This is a genomic window from Halocatena pleomorpha (assembly GCF_003862495.1).
Lineage (GTDB): Archaea > Halobacteriota > Halobacteria > Halobacteriales > Haloarculaceae > Halocatena > Halocatena pleomorpha.
This window is the reverse complement of record NZ_RRCH01000029.1, coordinates 91,114-107,441: the sequence shown is the minus strand read 5'-3', so window position 1 is coordinate 107,441 and position 16,328 is coordinate 91,114. Positions and strand designations below refer to the sequence as shown.

The 16,328-nt window shown below is 57.0% G+C and carries 14 protein-coding genes; 7 read left to right on the top strand and 7 right to left on the bottom strand.

Translation table 11 applies throughout. The annotated features are described in order from the left end of the window. Positions 1-25: 25 nt before the first annotated feature. The 3 genes from EIK79_RS13755 to EIK79_RS13745 form a co-directional block, all read right to left on the bottom strand. A complete protein-coding gene (locus tag EIK79_RS13755) occupies positions 26-1,378 on the bottom strand; it encodes a ribonuclease J (RefSeq protein ID WP_124955685.1) in 1,353 nt (450 codons plus the stop codon). A 270-nt stretch (positions 1,379-1,648) separates the two neighbouring features. Beyond that, complete coding sequence (locus EIK79_RS13750; RefSeq protein ID WP_124955684.1) at positions 1,649-1,858, bottom strand: hypothetical protein; 210 nt, start codon at positions 1,856-1,858, stop codon at positions 1,649-1,651. A 52-nt stretch (positions 1,859-1,910) separates the two neighbouring features. Then, on the bottom strand, positions 1,911-2,564 hold the full coding sequence (locus tag EIK79_RS13745; protein ID WP_124955683.1) for an FAD-binding oxidoreductase: 654 nt from the start codon (positions 2,562-2,564) through the stop codon (positions 1,911-1,913). A gap of 309 nt (positions 2,565-2,873) precedes the next feature. Between EIK79_RS13745 and EIK79_RS13740 the strand changes: the two genes are divergently transcribed. The 3 genes from EIK79_RS13740 (at position 2,874) to EIK79_RS13730 (ending at position 7,187) form a co-directional block, all read left to right on the top strand. After that, positions 2,874-4,637, top strand: a complete 1,764-nt coding sequence (locus EIK79_RS13740; RefSeq protein WP_124955682.1) for a 2-oxoacid:acceptor oxidoreductase subunit alpha — start codon at positions 2,874-2,876, stop codon at positions 4,635-4,637. Beyond that, complete coding sequence (locus EIK79_RS13735; RefSeq protein ID WP_124955681.1) at positions 4,634-5,500, top strand: 2-oxoacid:ferredoxin oxidoreductase subunit beta; 867 nt, start codon at positions 4,634-4,636, stop codon at positions 5,498-5,500. The genes EIK79_RS13740 and EIK79_RS13735 overlap by 4 nt, the downstream gene beginning before the upstream one ends. A gap of 292 nt (positions 5,501-5,792) precedes the next feature. Then, positions 5,793-7,187, top strand: a complete 1,395-nt coding sequence (locus tag EIK79_RS13730; protein WP_124955680.1) for a GntP family permease — start codon at positions 5,793-5,795, stop codon at positions 7,185-7,187. Positions 7,188-7,213: 26 nt separating this feature from the next. On the opposite strand, the gene EIK79_RS13725 is transcribed toward EIK79_RS13730, so the two are convergent. Continuing rightward, the gene (locus tag EIK79_RS13725) at positions 7,214-7,441 is read right to left on the bottom strand and encodes a DUF7860 family protein (RefSeq protein WP_124955679.1); all 228 of its coding nucleotides are present in this window, start codon (positions 7,439-7,441) and stop codon (positions 7,214-7,216) included. A 91-nt stretch (positions 7,442-7,532) separates the two neighbouring features. Between EIK79_RS13725 and EIK79_RS13720 the strand changes: the two genes are divergently transcribed. Further along, complete coding sequence (locus EIK79_RS13720) at positions 7,533-7,781, top strand: hypothetical protein (RefSeq protein ID WP_124955678.1); 249 nt, start codon at positions 7,533-7,535, stop codon at positions 7,779-7,781. Between the two features lie 86 nt (positions 7,782-7,867). Here the strand turns inward: EIK79_RS13720 and EIK79_RS18510 are convergent, their stop codons facing one another. From EIK79_RS18510 to EIK79_RS13705, 3 genes are all read right to left on the bottom strand, one after another. Further along, a complete protein-coding gene (locus tag EIK79_RS18510; RefSeq protein WP_124955677.1) occupies positions 7,868-8,575 on the bottom strand; it encodes a hypothetical protein in 708 nt (235 codons plus the stop codon). Positions 8,576-9,413: 838 nt separating this feature from the next. After that, positions 9,414-10,151: a hypothetical protein gene (locus EIK79_RS13710; RefSeq protein WP_124955676.1), complete on the bottom strand. Its 738-nt coding sequence runs from the start codon at positions 10,149-10,151 to the stop codon at positions 9,414-9,416. A 232-nt stretch (positions 10,152-10,383) separates the two neighbouring features. Then, positions 10,384-11,349, bottom strand: coding sequence for a transcription initiation factor IIB (locus EIK79_RS13705; protein ID WP_124955675.1), 966 nt, complete (start codon positions 11,347-11,349; stop codon positions 10,384-10,386). 225 nt (positions 11,350-11,574) lie between these two features. Here EIK79_RS13705 and EIK79_RS13700 point away from each other — a divergent pair, with 225 nt between their 5' ends. From EIK79_RS13700 to EIK79_RS13690, 3 genes are read left to right on the top strand one after another with little or no spacing between them, the layout of a single operon-like run. Continuing rightward, positions 11,575-13,788 carry a type II/IV secretion system ATPase subunit gene (locus tag EIK79_RS13700; RefSeq protein ID WP_124955674.1) on the top strand — a complete coding sequence of 738 codons (2,214 nt, stop codon included), beginning with the start codon at positions 11,575-11,577 and terminating at the stop codon, positions 13,786-13,788. A gap of 2 nt (positions 13,789-13,790) precedes the next feature. Then, entirely contained in the window at positions 13,791-15,617 is a 1,827-nt protein-coding gene (locus tag EIK79_RS13695; protein ID WP_124955673.1) for a type II secretion system F family protein, read from the top strand. Further along, positions 15,614-16,327 (top strand): DUF7289 family protein, encoded by a 714-nt coding sequence (locus tag EIK79_RS13690; RefSeq protein ID WP_124955672.1) that lies wholly within the window; start codon positions 15,614-15,616, stop codon positions 16,325-16,327. The genes EIK79_RS13695 and EIK79_RS13690 overlap by 4 nt, the downstream gene beginning before the upstream one ends. The last annotated feature ends 1 nt before the right edge of the window (position 16,328 follow it).

The following is a 16,328-nucleotide window of genomic DNA, read 5'->3' as shown; positions in this document are numbered from 1 at the left end:
GTTGTACTGGTGCGTAGTAACGGATTTACTCTACGAGTTGAATCATGTTTCCATTGCTAGTTACGTGAAGATCACGCCCGAGCGTGTACCCTTGTGACCGACAGAGGTCGGCGTAGGGCGCAAAGCCCTCCATGCTCTGGTGGGCTGGAATAACGTGTTGGGGCTGGAGGGCTTGGAGCATCTCATAATGACCTTCTTCGCTCAGGTGACCAGAGACGTGGACATCATCGTAGATCCGCGCGCCCTGCATATTGAGGAGACGCTCAGACTGGTAGCGCTGGCCCTTATTGGTCGGCTCGGGAATGATCCGTGCTGAGAACACCACTTTGTCTCCATCTGAAAGCTCGTAGGGAGTCTCACCGCGCCCCATCCGCGTGAGCATCGCGCGCGGCTCACCCTGGTGCCCCGTGACGATGGGGAGGAAATCCTCTTTCCCCTCGTTCATGATCCGCTTGAACGTCCGATCGACGGATTTCCGGTGGCCGTACATCCCCAGTCCCTCCGGGAAGTCAACGAAGTCCAATCGTTCGGCCGTCCCGGAGTATTTCTCCATCGATCGACCGAGCAACACCGGCTGCCGACCGATGTCGTCAGCGAACTCGACGAGACTCCGAACGCGCGCGATGTGACTGGAGAACGTGGTGGCGACGATACCGCCGTCGTAGTCCTCCATGCTGTACAGCACATCCTTGAGATGGCTGCGCGCGACGGACTCACTCGGTGTGCGGCCCTTCCGTCCCGCGTTGGTACAGTCCTCGATGTACGCGAGCACGCCATTGCCTTCCCGGCCGATCTCACGGAACCGCTGCATATCGATCGGATCACCGATGACTGGGGAGTGATCCATGCGTTTGTCCAGCCCATAAACGATCGACCCTTCCGGTGTGTGAACAACGGGGTTGATGGCGTCGATGATCGAGTGGGTGACGTTGACGAACTCCAGTTCGACGTTGCCCGAATCCCCGATCTGACGGGTCTCACCCGCGCTCATCTTCACGAGGTCGTTGTTCACCCCGAACTTCTCTTCGGACTGAATCTGTTGTTTCACCAGTTCGATCGTGAACGGCGTGGCGACGATGGGCGCGTCGTATCTGTGTGCGAGCTTCGATATCGCCCCGATGTGATCCAAGTGTCCGTGAGTCGGAACGATCGCCTGTACGTCGCCTTCGAGATCCGACATCACGCGATCGTCCGGGATCGCGTCCATGTCAATGAGATCGAGACTGTGCATCCGCTCGGTCTCGACGTTGTCGTGTATCAGTACCTGTGAGAGGTTCAGCCCCATATCGAAGACGATCACGTCGTCTCCGGTGCGGACAGCCGTCATCTGGCGGCCAACCTCCTCGTATCCACCGATCGTTGCGATTTCGATTTCCATTGTAGACCTCCGAGTACGCCGCCCGAAGGCGCAATCGTCGCGTCATGCGACCGTACAGTCCACCGGCGAGAACAATCGTGTCTTTCGGCAGTTGCCGCTCGCCGGTCGCCCGCTTGCACCCAGGGGCGACCGTGCTCTCGGTTACGGCAGAGTACTGGCTGCTGTGTTAAAAACTACGTGGCTTCGGATTGGTCCCGTGAATCGGGCGATTTACACGCTCTTCCGTACGATCTGTGGGGTGGACGATCGTTCACGACGGACCGCGAGTCGTTATTGGAGACGGCTCACACCGATCCACGAAAGAACGCCCTGAATGAACAGAAAGCAGACGAGTGCGAACCCCACTAACAGCGTCGGGGCAGCAAGCATTCGTGCGGTCCGGTAGGGAAGGACGATGCGCGAAAACCCGAGGATCACGAAGCTCACGAGGATCAGAGTGAACGCGATGACCGAAAGCGTGCCGTACGTTTGGCGTCGCATAGCGACACCACGTGATAGGCGACCGAAACGGTACCGACTCCAGAGCGCGTGGCTACGCGTCGGGAGCAGGACCGAAGTTCTCTGTTTTGGCCGTGTCCGTATCCACACCAGCAGCACCGAGGGCATCGGTTGCTACTTCGAGAAAGTCAGCAAACCCGTACACGAACGGCTGTGGCTCCGTGCCGTCCGTCGCCTCCTCGATTGCTGATGGGAGGGCGTCGCTATCGGAGACGACGAACACCGTCGCCCCTTGCTCTGACAGCGCACTGAGACGCTGTTCGTGGATCGGGTCCTCGTCGACGTACACGATGGCTGTTTCTCCGCTGTCCATCAAGGTCCGTTCTGCAATCCCGACAGCCGGACCGACTCCAGGGCCGCCCGCGACGATGAGCGTCTGTGCCTCGTCTTCGTAATAGGCGTCCCCGAATGGCCCAGCCACACCGATCGTGTCACCCGACTCCAACTCCGAGAGATACGGACCGAACGTTCCTGTCGGATCGATCGTCAGCGTCGTCTCGAACGTCTCCGTGATATGCGGCGAGGAGATCGTGTAGAACCGAGAGACATCTTCGCCGTCGACCGTGGCTGACAATTTGACGAACTGTCCCGGTCGGGCGTCGAAGCCCTCCGGAGAACGGAGTTCAAGAGCGACGGCGTCACTCCCAACGGATTGAACCGACACCACTGGAACGGGGGTAGCGTTCATACATTCCCGTTTCCGTCCACACACGTTAGTCCACTGCATTACGGCAGTGATGAAAGGGACGCCGAACGTCGTATTCGGACCATCATAATAATCTGATATAACTGAATATACTATATTGATAAATACGATGAGTGAATCAAATTCGGAGATTCAAAATATGCATTTCACGCCTATATCAGCGCGTTATAGCCGTGATAATTCGATTATTGTGACGTCACGTATTTATGACACTATTATTGCAATTTTGGTAGAATCGATATTAAGCATTCAGAAGTCTTTTGGACCGGCGAGAGGTACGTTTGAAACAGTATGCACAAAGATCTCAATTGGGCCATCGGCGGCGAAGCTGGCGATGGCATCGATTCAACGGGGAAAATATTTGCGCAAGCCCTCTCGCGGGCAGGGCGGCACGTGTTCACGTCTAAGGATTTCGCGTCACGGATCCGTGGCGGGTACACGGCGTACAAAGTTCGAACGTCGGTGGAGCAAGTCGAGAGCGTTGTCGACCGGCTCGACATCCTGATCGCGCTCACCCAGCGCACGGTGGATGAGAATCTCGATGAGCTACACGAGGGGAGTGTCATCATCTACGACGGTGAACGCACGACGATGCAGGATCTCGAGATCCCGGACGAGATGATCGGGCTCGATGTCCCGCTCAAGAGCCTCGCAGAGGACGCCGGCGGCGCGATCATGCGCAACGTCGTCGCGCTTGGTGTAGCCTGTGAAGTCGCGTCGTTCCCGATCGAGAAACTGGACGAGTCCTTAGAAAAGCGGTTCGGTGACAAAGGCACCTCAATCGTCGAGAACAACAAGGAGGCCGCACGGCTCGGACAGGAGTACGTTACGGAAAACTACGATCACGACTTCGAGTACGAACTCGAAACGACGGACAACGACTACGTGCTCTTGAACGGCGACGAGGCGATCGGCATGGGAGCGATCGCCGCCGGCTGTCGGTTTTACGCCGGCTATCCGATCACGCCAGCCACGGACGTGATGGAGTATCTCACCGGCCGGATCGAGCGCTACGGTGGGTCTGTCATCCAAGCAGAAGACGAGCTATCAGCGATCAACCTCGCACTCGGGGCGGCGCGGGCTGGTGCACGCTCGATGACAGCGACCTCGGGACCGGGCATCGACCTGATGACCGAGACGTTCGGGTTGGTCGCAACGACTGAAACGCCGTTGGTCATTTGTGACGTGATGCGCTCGGGGCCCTCCACAGGGATGCCGACCAAACAGGAACAGGGCGATCTCAATCAGTTATTATATGGTGGACACGGTGAAGTCCCTCGATTTGTGCTTGCGCCAACGACGGTCGCAGAGTGTTTCCACAAAACCGTCGAAGCGTTCAATCTCGCAGAGAAATACCAGGTGCCGGTGTACGTTACGAGCGACCTCTCGCTCGCAGTTACCGAGCAGACGTTCGCACCCGAGGAGTTCGACATGGACGAGGTCGAGATCGAGCGCGGTAATCTCGTCGAACCGTCGGACGTAGAAGCATGGCAGAACGACCAAGGACAGTTCCAGCCCCACTACCCGACCGACGACGGCATCAGTCCCCGAACGCTGCCCGGCACGTCCGGCGGCGCTCACATGACGACGGGATTGGAACACGACGAACTCGGTCGGCGGACCGAGGATACGGATGTCCGTATCGAGCAGGTTGACAAGCGCACACGGAAGGTCGAAACCGCGATCGAACGCGAAAACTGGGAGTACCGCGAGTTCGGTGAGGAGGACTCGGACACGCTCGTCATCTCGTGGGGATCGAACGAGGGCGCGATCCGCGAGGCACTGGATTTCCTCGAAGACGATGGGATCTCCGTTCGGTTCCTCTCCTGTTCGTACATGTTCCCCCGGGCGGATCTGACCGAAGAGATTGAGAACGCCGATGAAGTGATCGTTGTTGAATGCAACGCCGGTGGGCAGTTCGCGGATCTCCTCGAACACGACACGCTTTCCCGCGTCGACCGGATCAACAAATACAACGGCGTTCGGTTCAAGGCCGACGAACTCGCATCCGAGATCAAAGACGTGCTCGCAACGGGCACGGAGGTGACAGCATGAGCTCAGACGTTCGATTCACTGATTTCAAATCCGACAAGCAACCCACGTGGTGTCCCGGCTGTGGTGACTTCGGGACGATGAACGGTATGATGAAAGCGCTCGCGGAAACGGGCAATGATCCCGATAACACGTTTGTCGTCGCCGGGATCGGTTGCTCGGGAAAGATCGGGACGTACATGCATTCATACGCGCTCCACGGCGTTCACGGTCGTGCGCTCCCGGTCGGAATCGGCGTGAAAGCCGCAAACCCCGAACTAGAAGTGATGGTCGCCGGCGGCGACGGTGATGGCTACTCCATCGGTGTCGGCCACTTCATTCACGCGGTCCGGCGAAACATGGACATGACGTACGTCGTCATGGACAACCGGATCTACGGCCTGACCAAGGGGCAGTTCTCCCCGACGAGCCGGGAGGACTTCGAGACATCAACCTCTCCCGAAGGGCCGAAACAAGCCCCCGTCAATCCGCTCGCGCTCGCGCTCGCGGCTGGTGGGACGTTCATCGCTCAGTCGTTCTCTTCTGACGCCCAGCGCCACGCTGAGATCGTTAAACAAGCAGTCGAACACGACGGCTTTGGCTTCGTCAATGTGTACAGCCCGTGTGTGACGTTCAACGACGTGGACACGTACGATTACTTCCGTGATTCACTGGTCGATCTCGACGAAGACGAGGAGTACGACGCCTCTGATTACGACCAAGCCACGGAGGCTATCCTCGACAATGACGCTGAATACCAAGGCGTCATCTACCAGGACGAAGAGAGCACGTCCTACAACGAAGCCCACGGATTGACCGAAAACATGGCGGATATCCCCGACGGCGCACCCGACGACGCGATGGATCTCGTCCGAGAGTTCTACTGACCTGCGACAGCGCACCTACTGATCGCTTCGATGGCTGTCTGACGACGTTCGTTCTCGATCGAATAACACCGTGAGAACCGTCTTTATGCTGCTTGTTACACACGAGTATCCTCTTTTCGTAGTGAGGACTAATCCGAGACGCAGTAAGCGAAGTCATATAGAAAAATACTATAAACGTAGGCTATATTCCCACATATATACATAAAAACGGAAATTATACTCAATAATCATTGCGGATTATCCATAATGGAAAACATTTTCAATGAACAACTGGGATGAGGGTTTGTGACATATGGTACTTGAATTCGCACATAGCCCGTTGATCACGTTCATCGTTGGACTCGTTATGGTCGTCGTCTTGCTCGCCGTCTGGGATCTTCCGGCGTTCGTGGGCCTAGCGATCGCCGCGTTCTCGGTGGGACTCGTCAATGCGGTGTTCGTCGGGGACTTCACGTTCGGTGATGCCGCGGCGAAAACGGCGACGGAGTTCGGTAATGGAATGGCAGGAATCGGGATTCCGATTCTCATGGCGGCCATCATCGGAAAATCGATGCTCGAAAGCGGGGCTGCCCAGCGCATCGTCCGCGCGTTCCAGTCAGTCGTCGGTAAGGGCAACTCCGATTTCGCTCTGTGGGGGAGCAGTGCAGTACTGGCGATTCCGGTGTTTTTCGACAGCGTGTTCTACCTGCTCGCACCGCTAGCGCGTTCAATGCGCGCTCGGGTGGGGAAAAATTACACGCTGTACATCGTGGCTGTCGGTGCCGGGGGCGCGACGGCCCACGTGTTCATTCCACCGACGCCGGGACCGCTGGCTGTTGCCGATGAGATTGGCGTTTCGCTCGGAATAACGATGTTGATCGGTGTCGCAGTCGCCATTCCCTCGGCCGCCATGAGCGGTCTCGTTTATGGCCGGTGGATCAACAGCCGGCTGACGATTCCACTCCGGGACACGATGGGGACCACGACCGAGGAACTCAAACAGCGCGCCAAGCGGGATATGGATTCGTTCCCGGGGGTGTTCGAATCGGTGCTTCCGATCCTGCTCGCCGTCGTGCTGGTCGCGTCGTTCACGGTCGTCGATGGTCTCAAAGCATGGTATCCATCCTTGTCAACTATCGAACCGGCCGTTGCGTTCATCGGGGACAAGAACGTCGCGCTGACGATCGCGGCCATCGTCGCGGCGCTCACCTACCTCCGGTGGTCCGATCTCTCTCGATCGGTGTGGGAGGACGAGCTTACGGAGGCGCTGAAAAGCGGTGGGAACATTGCTGCGATCACCGCGATGGGCGGGGCGTTCGGCGCGATGCTCGCCGCCTCCGGAATCGGAACCTACATCGCTACTGGTCTCAAAGAGGTCGGTATCGGGCTGCTGGTAACCGCGTGGCTCATCGCTGCGATCGTCCGTATCGCACAGGGATCGGCAACGGCAGCGATGCTCACCACGGCGGGCATTATGGCTCCGCTGGCAAGTCAACTCGCCGTCCATCCGGCGTATCTCGTGATGGTCATCGGCGCTGGCGGAAACATCTGTTCGTGGTACAACGATTCGGGCTTCTGGTTGGTCAAAGAGATCGGTGGACTGACACAAGCAGAGACGCTGAAAACGTGGACCGTGGTCACGACACTCATTTCCGTGACCGGTCTCGTTTCTGTTCTCGTCTTGTCGACGGTCTTTCCGTTGGCTTGAACGACTTTCGATCGTTCAGCTGTTTGTCATTCTGTGAGCGGCAGGAAAATCCCGAACAGGAACGGCGAGAACAGTCCGAGCAGAATGCCGATCACCTCGGCGTACGTGAACATGGTCGTTTCCCACGCCGGGAGTGCTCCGTAGAGGGAGTGGCCGACTGCACCGCCGCCAGCGCCCAGCGCGAACAGTCCGACGCCGAGTAGAAAGCCCGTTTTGGTTAACAGTCCGTAATCGAGATTACCGTATCGTCCCATACGTGGCGTATACGGAGCCGACAAATAAACGATTTCGAGCGTCGCTCAAACCCGAAACGGATTTTCCTTCGGAGTTCCCAATCGTGCTATAATGGACGAGTTGGTTTCCGGATCCGTCACCGAACTCCTCGCACTCATTGGTTCTGCGATCGGATCCATCGTGTTCACTGTCAGCGGGATGTTGATCGAACACAACAGCCTCCAAAGCGTTGTAGCAGGCCATTCGACGGTCGGCGTCTGGGAGATGTACATGGGCGGACTCGCACTGATTGCCGGACTGTATCTTGGCTATCAGGAATGCTGGCCGCGACTAGTGGACTATCGGAGCAGGTCGAATTAGAGAACAGGGATCAATCCCGACCGTGCGGTCGCCTCTGCCGTGTCGGACAGCAACGGAAGCCGCGTGAATCGTCTCGGGATATCGTCTTATTTTGTATTGTCAAATTCGCCCGATGATCCCCCAGAGGGAGCGTAGCGGTCGAGATAGCGTTCGCCTTTGTTGGCGTACTCCGTTTGCTCCTCGTTCGTGTCAAGGGAATCTGGTTGGTCAGGAGACGTGTTATCCTCCGATTCGGACTGGCCCGCCCTCGCTGTTGTAGCGTCAGCGGTCTCCCGCGTCGGCTTGGTTCCAGAGTCGGCAGTCGGAGCCGTCTCCTCCGTGTCCGTCTCGCCCGCATCCCCACGAACATCACCCCCATCGTCAGTAGGTGGGCGGCTGTCACCCGCCGGTGAGTCGTCGGCGGACTGGGATGTGGTCGTCTCGGTGTGCTCTGTGTTCGCCTCCGTATCAGTGCTGTCGGTAGCTGCTTCGGACGCCGTCTCGTCTTCGCTCTCCGTTGGGTTCGTCGTCGTGACTTCGTCAGCGTCCTGTGCAGTGGTTTCAGACGCCGCTTCTTGGGTCTGCTCGTACCCCTCATGGTTCTCTATGCGGCGTTGCAGGTCGCTCTTCTCGGTTTGGAGTTGTCTTTTTTTTGCTCGAACCTCTTCTTTCTTCTCCTGAAGATCCTCGTATTTTTCTAAGAGTCGATCTCTCTTATCGAGGTCAGCCTCATCGATGTCACCCTCACTCTCTTCAATAGCGTCTTCACACTGAGATATGAACTTTTCATTTCTTTCTATTCTTTTACTATACATTCCGATTTGACTATCGAGATCTTTGATTTGATTTTCGATAGCATCTTGACTCTCTCGAAGCTCTTCGATCCCTTTCTGGGACTCTTTTTTTATTGGCTTATTCTTAGCATCTATCTCCCATTCATCAATGGCTCTTTGCGTATTGTTCCCTTTTTCAATACTTAGACTGACATCCATATGAAAATTCCCTACGCGAAGGAACGCAGATCTAGATGCCTTAGAGTTAGTTGGTGCTACACGACATGAATGGAAAGTTTCAGTTACACTTTTGATCCCGGTAGCTTGGGCCATTTTCTGTTGTGTTTTCTGTTGAGTCCGTCCCACCTTGCCTGATGCCTCACCTGTTGCATTAAGATTCCCAACTCCAGGGACACTGGTTCCACCACTCCCACCTATTTTGCCGCCGACTTCGGCTTTCGAGCCGTTAGATTTGCCTTGTGTTTGACCGACTGACCTCTCTGTCCCTTTCGTTTCAGTCCACGTATTCGTTATCTCTTCATGACACATACAGACGGCAGTGTCATCTTGAAACGTGATCTGTTTGCTGCTAACCCCCCAAGATTTCTGTAGCTCTGGATCATTTTCGATTACCTTTACCACTTCAAGCCATTTTTGTCTCGATATATTCCCATTCCTAACAAAAGCTAATCGTCTGTTTTGCCTCATATCAGCGAATTTGTTAGCCACTTCATGGGGAGGCATGTCCTCGATTTCACCACGCAAATCAGCAAAAGGATCCCCACGACGGTGACGATTAAGCTCTTCTGCTTGTTCTGATAAGGCAGCCTCGTCGTCACTGAAATATGATTTGATTTTATCTACTATGCCCATGAATTAGTTATTCCCCGGCATAGCCTGCACCGACTTTTGTCATGTCAATGACCTTCTCGACACGTTCTGCTGGGAGGACATTGTCCGAGCGCAATTCCTTGAGACGATTCAATACTCTATCAACATCAGAAATCGCTTCAGCATCCTCATAGGTGGCAACTGCTATCGCTTCGGCAGCACGCAGCCGAACAGTAGGACTCTGATCGTCAAGCGCCTTGGTATATGCTTGAAGCATAGCAGGAAACTCGTGAGGAGCAGCTGTGACAGAATCTGCAATATATTCAGCCACCGTTTCACGAACATCAGTTACTCCATCGTGGAGCAACGTAGCAAGCGGTTCATCAGCTTTGCTGATCGATATAGGTGCTTTCTCGTCAATAACTGCAAGTGCGCGAATACCGGACATTTGTGAAGTTGATGGCAGTTCCTCTTCAGCAAGCGTGGTGGCAATCTGAGAGACAAAATCAGTACTAGCCGCTGGCTCAGCCTTCGTGATTATAGCAACAGTATCGACAGCCAACCCCTGAACCACAACATCCGCGTCCTCAAACGCGAGTTCCAGCAGTTCGGGGTGACGCGTCCCAATCCCGGGATCGACCTCCGCAACGTCTCCGAGCAGTTGCGCGACCGAGCGGCGCGCGTCGGTCTCACCCGATTCGAGAATCGTCCGAAGCTCATCACAGTACTCATCGAACCGTCCCGGATCGTGCTCAATCGCCACAATGATCTCGTCAACATCACTCATTGGCGACTCACCTCGTACCGATCACGCACTCCCGCCCGACGGACATCCAATCCTGTTGCAAGATAGTTCATACCAGATTATTCTCGGATACTATTATATTGCTTTCGGAATATTAAAATACATCGAAAAGTGCCATTCTATTTATTCTGTGCGACCAGTTGTTTCGTTTCTGCACCATGACAACAATCACGAATGCCCGACGGGGATAGCCCGCTCGCTCCCTAGTAGCAGCTTACGCGACGATATCCAGTTCTTCGATCTGCTCTTGGTAGCGGTTGCGGATGGTGACTTCAGTCACTTGGGCCACCTCAGCGATGTCCCGCTGGGTTCGTTTGTCGTTACAGAGCAGCGAAGCGGCATAAATCGCTGCGGCGGCGTACCCTGTTGGTGATTTTCCCGAGAGAAGCCCCGCTTCGGCCGTTACGTCGATGATGTCGTTGGCTTTCGTCTGCACCTCATCCGAAAGATCGAGATCTGAGCAGAATCGGGGAACGTACTGCTTCGGGTCGGCGGGCTTCAGTTCTAAACCGAGGTTTTGTGAGACGTAGCGGTACGTGCGTGCGATCTCGCGGCGGTCGATCCGAGCTACCTCTGTCACCTCATCCAAGCTCCGGGGGATCCCTTCCTGGCGACAGGCGGCGTACAGCGCGGAGGTGGCGACACCCTCGATCGACCGACCACGGATGAGGTCTTCATCGAGTGCACGCCGATACATGACCGACGCGACCTCCCGAACGGATTTCGGAACACCGAGCGCGCTCGCCATGCGATCGATCTCCGAAAGCGCAAGCCGAAGATTACGCTCGCCGTTGTCTACAGTGCGAATGCGATCGTGCCACTTTCGCAGCCGGTTGATCTGAGAGCGTTTTTTTGGAGAAAGAGACTGACCGTAGGCGTCTTTATTCTTCCAACTGATGTCTGTCGTCAGCCCCTTGTCGTGCATCGTGTTGGTCGTCGGCGCACCAACGCGGGACTTGCGATCCCGCTCCTGGCTGTCGAATGCACGCCATTCCGGCCCGCGGTCGATCAGTTCCTCTTCGAGGACAAGCCCGCAGTTCCGACAGCACCGTTCGCCTTGCTCCTGAATCGCGTCTTCGGCACCGCACTCCGGACAGGCGGCTTCCCGCTCGTCGTCGGTCTCCTCTTGCTCGGTGCGGCTCGGTCGGTTTCGAAGGGTTTTGGTTGTTGTGTGTGACATTGTTATCAACTTAGTGTGAAACGAGCGGGACGAGGACTGTCCCGCCGGCAGCCTCATCTCCTATCGGTGGTTCGCTTGAGGCGATCCCCGACTGTTTCTGGGTAGCCCTCCTAAAAGGGAATTGTCACCGATTCCTCAAAATAGACTGCCGTCGGGCGATCGTACGAGGCTGACTCGGGATCGATACACGAACGTTTAAATTGGATAATCTGGCCAACTCGCCCCATGCAGGCAGGCGCCGACAGTAAGATCAGCGACCGATACGTTCCACCGCCGATTCCACCGGACGCATCGGGTTCGTGGTACGCTCCGGGGGTGTGTGCTCAGTACGAGATTCATCCGGGGGTCGTGGTAACCATTCGACGAACGGACGAAACGACGGTGTATGAGGTTCGAGAACCTCGGTTGACCGACCGGGTGGAGCAGGCTGCCGATCGGTTCACTACGTCTTTCCAGGATCCGAATCCACCGCCTACTAGAACAGGAGCGATCGATCGATTGCAACAGGGACTCCCGCCGAAGTACGAACAGGTGTTCGATCGGGTAGTCGATGAGTCGCTCTCGTGTGCGAGCCGTCGGCGGATCGAGTACTACGCTCTCACGCGTGTTCGATGTTTCGGAGATCTAACACCGTACGCGCTCGACGATCGGCTGACCGAAAGGACAACGAGCGATGGTGAACTCCGTGTCGGAACGAGCAACCACGCATCGATGCGAACAGGAGTTGCGATCGACGCCGAACATCAGTCGTGTTACCGATGCCTGCTGAGCGAGCGTCGTTGCAGGTACACTGTGTCGTTCTTAGAGTTCGAAATACCAGTCGTCGTGTACCGAAAACGCGGCGACGGAGGCGCGTTCACTACGGCGTACGCGGTATGCGAGCCGGATCTATTACCGGGTGATGGAGCACTTCTACAGGCGTGCAAAGAACGGTTCTGGGAGGTAGACGTGAGCGAGTTCCTCGTTCAAAACGGCGCTGATGAGTCCCATCGCTCCGGCTCCGGTTTAGCCGAGGCGCTACGCGAACGCCCCAACCGGATCACGTTCGTGCGCGAGCGAGCGAAACGGCTCTTTGTTCGTCGTCTCACAGCACAGGCGACTCAGGGGCGACTCGATTCGCTTCTCCATCGTTTCCACGCGGTGCTGTCCGAATACAGTCGGATCAATCCACCCGGAAGCGAGCTGGCCGAATCGGATCGACTGAACGATCTCCTGTACTATGTGCTCCGGGATTACATCGGCTACGAACGGTTGACGATCCCGATCCACGACGACCGACTCGAAGACATCGAAGTCAATCGCGTTGGGGACAGCATCAAGGTCGTTCCCCGAGGTGTTGCTGGCCGAATACCGACGAACATCCGCTTTGAGAGCGAATCAACGTTCAGCAACGTCGTCACGCAACTCGCAGCGGCCGACGGCGTCGAACTCAATGCGAGCACACCGAGTGCGAAAGTAAACCTTGATCCTGTCGGCGCGTCCACGGACGTGACGATTCGGTGTGCGCTCGCGTTAGGAACCATCTCGGAGGGCGGCCCCCACGTTTCGATCAGAAAACAACGCTCCGATCCACTCACACCGGTGGAACTCGTTCAGAACGGTTCGATTCCGACGGCCTTGGTTGCACTGTTGTGGCTGGTGTTCGAACACCACGGTGTCGTACTTTTTTCCGGCCCTACTGGCGTCGGAAAGACGACGCTAATGAACGCTCACATCCCGTTCATTCCCCACGACGACCGGCCGATCAGCATTGATGAGGGGTCTCGTGAGGTTCGGGTGCCCCACGAAACTGGCGTATCGTTACGAACCCGGGACCACCAGCAATCGGACAAGCGGGTTTCGATGGCCGATTTGATGACTGAATCGAACTATCTTAACCCGGATGTCGAGATCATCGCTGAGATCAACACGCCCGAAAGCTTTGCGACGTTCGGTGAGAGCATTTCGACGGGCCACGGAATCGTGGGCACCACCCACGCCGAAACGATCGAACGGCTCACCAATCGCGTCATTGAACAGGGACTCCCACCCCACCTCCTTCCGGAGATCGATCTGGTGGTGTTTCCGCGTCACATCCACGGCGAGCGATACGTGGGAGCGGTAGTGGAGTTGCTTTCGGGCACTGCTGAGAGATCGGGAGACGCAACGACAATCGACCGCGACGGTGTGACAGTTGCGTACAACACGGTGCTACGGCGGACCGCAGAGGGCGGATTCGCCACTACGTTCGACCCGCCGTCGGGATCAGATACGACCGCACATCCGACGCTGTTCGAACGGCTTGCCAGTCGAACAGATATACCGATCACAGAGATCGAGGCGTCGTTCCGTCGAAAGCACCGCTTCGTGAAAGCCCTCGTCGAGGAAGACATCACCGAGATGGATGTGCTGTTTGAGCGGCTTGCCCGCTACGATGCGCGCCAATCCGGTGGAACGTGACGATGCTAGGGGTTGCTACTCTTCTCGACCGTGGGCTGTACGCGTTGTTCGCTCGGAACGCCGATCGCTCGCGTCACGATCAGGACCGCCTGTACTACCGCGGCGCAGCAGTCGGTGTGGCGTTCGATCGATACATGGCGCGTGTCTACGGGGTTTCATGGCTCGTGTTCGGTTGTGTTTCGCTCTGCTCGGCCATCCTCGTAGCAGTCGCACCCGACGCGTTGATCGGATCGACATCGCTCTGGTTGCTCGGTGGTGCCACGACTGGGATGGTGGGATTAGTGAGCAAACGAACCGTTGTATGGGGCAGTCGGTATTATTTGAAATGGATCCGTGCTCGTCGGCGCGAACGGATCGAGCAGACACTTCCCGGTGCAGTACGGTATCTTCGTGCGTTGGCCGAAGGGAGCGACGATCAACGGAGGATGTTCCAGAGAGTAGCAGCGCAAGAAAGCTACGGGGAAACGGGCGTCGCATTCCGTCGGGTGCTCAACCACGCTACGCTCACGGGGAGTTTCGAGCGTGGGTTACAAACCGTTGCTCGTGATACCCCTTCGGAGGATCTGCTCGCACCCTTCCTATTGAAGTTCAGTGAACACGCCCGGCAGGGTAGCGACGCCCTTTCTCGATACCTCCAGATGGAGTCCCGAACGTTATCCCACAGGCAAGCTCGTGCGCGACAACAGTCGCGTGATTTTCTCGAACTCATTGCAGAGCTGTTCGTCGTATTGTTGGTGCTGCCGGCGTTGTTGGTCATCGTTCTCTCGGTGCTGTCGGTGCTCTCTCCCCGACTGTCTCAGCAACTGTACACCCCATTCGGCGGAATCTCAGTTCGATCCGTGTTGGTGTACGGAAGCGCAGTGTTCGTGCTGTGGATCGGGATCGGTGCGGCGTGGCTCATCGGAACGATCCGTCCTCCGGGTGCGACCCCTCCGGAATACGACCGGCCCAACGGTGTGGTGGCTGTGTTGGCGAGCGTGACATCAAACCCGGCGAGCGCGAGCGTGGTCGCAGTTCTTCTAGCGATCGTCGTCAGTGGAGCGGGGATCATCCGCAGCGATATCCACCCACTGAACGCCGTCCTGTTCGGATACGTCACGGGAGGGATCATTATCGGCGGTGTAGCAGCGCGTCGACGACGATACGACGACGCCAAGGACCACGAGCTCCGTGATTTCGTTCACGCTGTCGCAGGGCACGTCCGACTCGGACATCCCTTCGGTGTCGCCGTTGAGCGTGTTGCCAACGATGTCGATCTGGGGGCGCTCACGTCGGACGTTAACGCGCTCGCGTTTAGACTCGGTTTAGTAACGACCGCAGACAGTGAACCCTCGGTTCACACGGCGGCGTTGAATCGTTTCGTTGAGCAGGTCGGAACGCCGCTGGCGGCCCAAACGGTTGGACTCGTGGCCGGCGCGCTCGACGCTGGGGGCGACGCCGATGCGGTGTTCGAAACTCTTCAGACGGAGATCGGTCGGCTCTACCACGAAAAACGCGCACTTCGGAGCACGATGGCCGTCTACGTCGTCGTTGGATGGACGACTGCACTACTCATCGTCGCCATCATGATCGCGGTGAACAACTACGTACTCGATAGTTTCGCGCAGCTCGCGTCGGTTTCCGGTTCGACAGAGGGTATCGGGATCGTTTCCGGCGCAGTACAACCGGAACGCGATCGGTTCCAGTGTTACGTCGTCACCCAATCGACGATGCTGGCGTGTGGGTGGTTCGCCGGTAGCGCCCGTGGTGGATTGTACGAGGCCGTGTTACACTCCTCGGTGTTGGTGGGTGTAACCTATGCAATCTTCAGCGGGGTGGGAATGGCATGAGTGGTTCGGATCGCGGACAGTCGCACGTTGTCGGGATCGCGTTGTTAGTGGGTGTAACCGTCATTTCGATCGCAGCGATCACGGCGAGCGTCGGCGTACTTATCGATCAGCAAGTGGCTAGCGCAGACGCGATCCGTGTCGCTGACGGAATGGAGGCGGCGTTCGATCCCAAAGGAACGTCGGGTGTCCGCCGGGATCGACTGCCGTTTGCTGATGGAACCCTTCGTCCCGTTGATCGTCAGCTCCGACTTATCGACGGCACGACGGTAGTTCGATCGATCGACACGGACGCGCTCGTGTTCACCAGCGGCGATCAGCGGGTAACGTTCGCAGCCGGGGCGATCATGCGCGGATCGGCTGGCGAGGCGTGGCTTCACGCGAAGCCGATGATAACCGCACCCCCTAATGGATCGACGCTCATCGTTGGTGCGCCCGTCATCGGCACCCCCGACACCGTTTCAGGCAGTGGTACGACGGTCACGATCGAACAGAACGTGACTCACGAACGATCGGTGATCGGAAACGCGACAGACGCCGTTTCGATCGAAACGACGACGCCGGGACCGTTGTCCTGGTATTTCTCCGAACGAGGGGCAGCCGTTGAGCGGCAGGATCTCGACGGTGATGGTGTCGAAAGTATCATCGTGACGTTCAGGGGGGAGCGGCAAACATACCTCATCGTTCACGAACTCAATGTGGAGGTGATCTGAC

Coding starts and splice junctions, on each gene's coding strand:
- EIK79_RS13735 (WP_124955681.1), top strand. CDS start 4,634: ATGAGCTCAGACGTTCGATTCACTGATTTCAAATCCGACAAGCAACCC.
- EIK79_RS13755 (WP_124955685.1), bottom strand. CDS start 1,378: ATGGAAATCGAAATCGCAACGATCGGTGGATACGAGGAGGTTGGCCGC.
- EIK79_RS13725 (WP_124955679.1), bottom strand. CDS start 7,441: ATGGGACGATACGGTAATCTCGATTACGGACTGTTAACCAAAACGGGC.
- EIK79_RS13700 (WP_124955674.1), top strand. CDS start 11,575: ATGCAGGCAGGCGCCGACAGTAAGATCAGCGACCGATACGTTCCACCG.
- EIK79_RS13695 (WP_124955673.1), top strand. CDS start 13,791: ATGCTAGGGGTTGCTACTCTTCTCGACCGTGGGCTGTACGCGTTGTTC.
- EIK79_RS13705 (WP_124955675.1), bottom strand. CDS start 11,349: ATGTCACACACAACAACCAAAACCCTTCGAAACCGACCGAGCCGCACC.
- EIK79_RS18510 (WP_124955677.1), bottom strand. CDS start 8,575: ATGTATAGTAAAAGAATAGAAAGAAATGAAAAGTTCATATCTCAGTGT.
- EIK79_RS13690 (WP_124955672.1), top strand. CDS start 15,614: ATGAGTGGTTCGGATCGCGGACAGTCGCACGTTGTCGGGATCGCGTTG.
- EIK79_RS13720 (WP_124955678.1), top strand. CDS start 7,533: ATGGACGAGTTGGTTTCCGGATCCGTCACCGAACTCCTCGCACTCATT.
- EIK79_RS13730 (WP_124955680.1), top strand. CDS start 5,793: ATGGTACTTGAATTCGCACATAGCCCGTTGATCACGTTCATCGTTGGA.
- EIK79_RS13745 (WP_124955683.1), bottom strand. CDS start 2,564: ATGAACGCTACCCCCGTTCCAGTGGTGTCGGTTCAATCCGTTGGGAGT.
- EIK79_RS13740 (WP_124955682.1), top strand. CDS start 2,874: ATGCACAAAGATCTCAATTGGGCCATCGGCGGCGAAGCTGGCGATGGC.
- EIK79_RS13750 (WP_124955684.1), bottom strand. CDS start 1,858: ATGCGACGCCAAACGTACGGCACGCTTTCGGTCATCGCGTTCACTCTG.
- EIK79_RS13710 (WP_124955676.1), bottom strand. CDS start 10,151: ATGAGTGATGTTGACGAGATCATTGTGGCGATTGAGCACGATCCGGGA.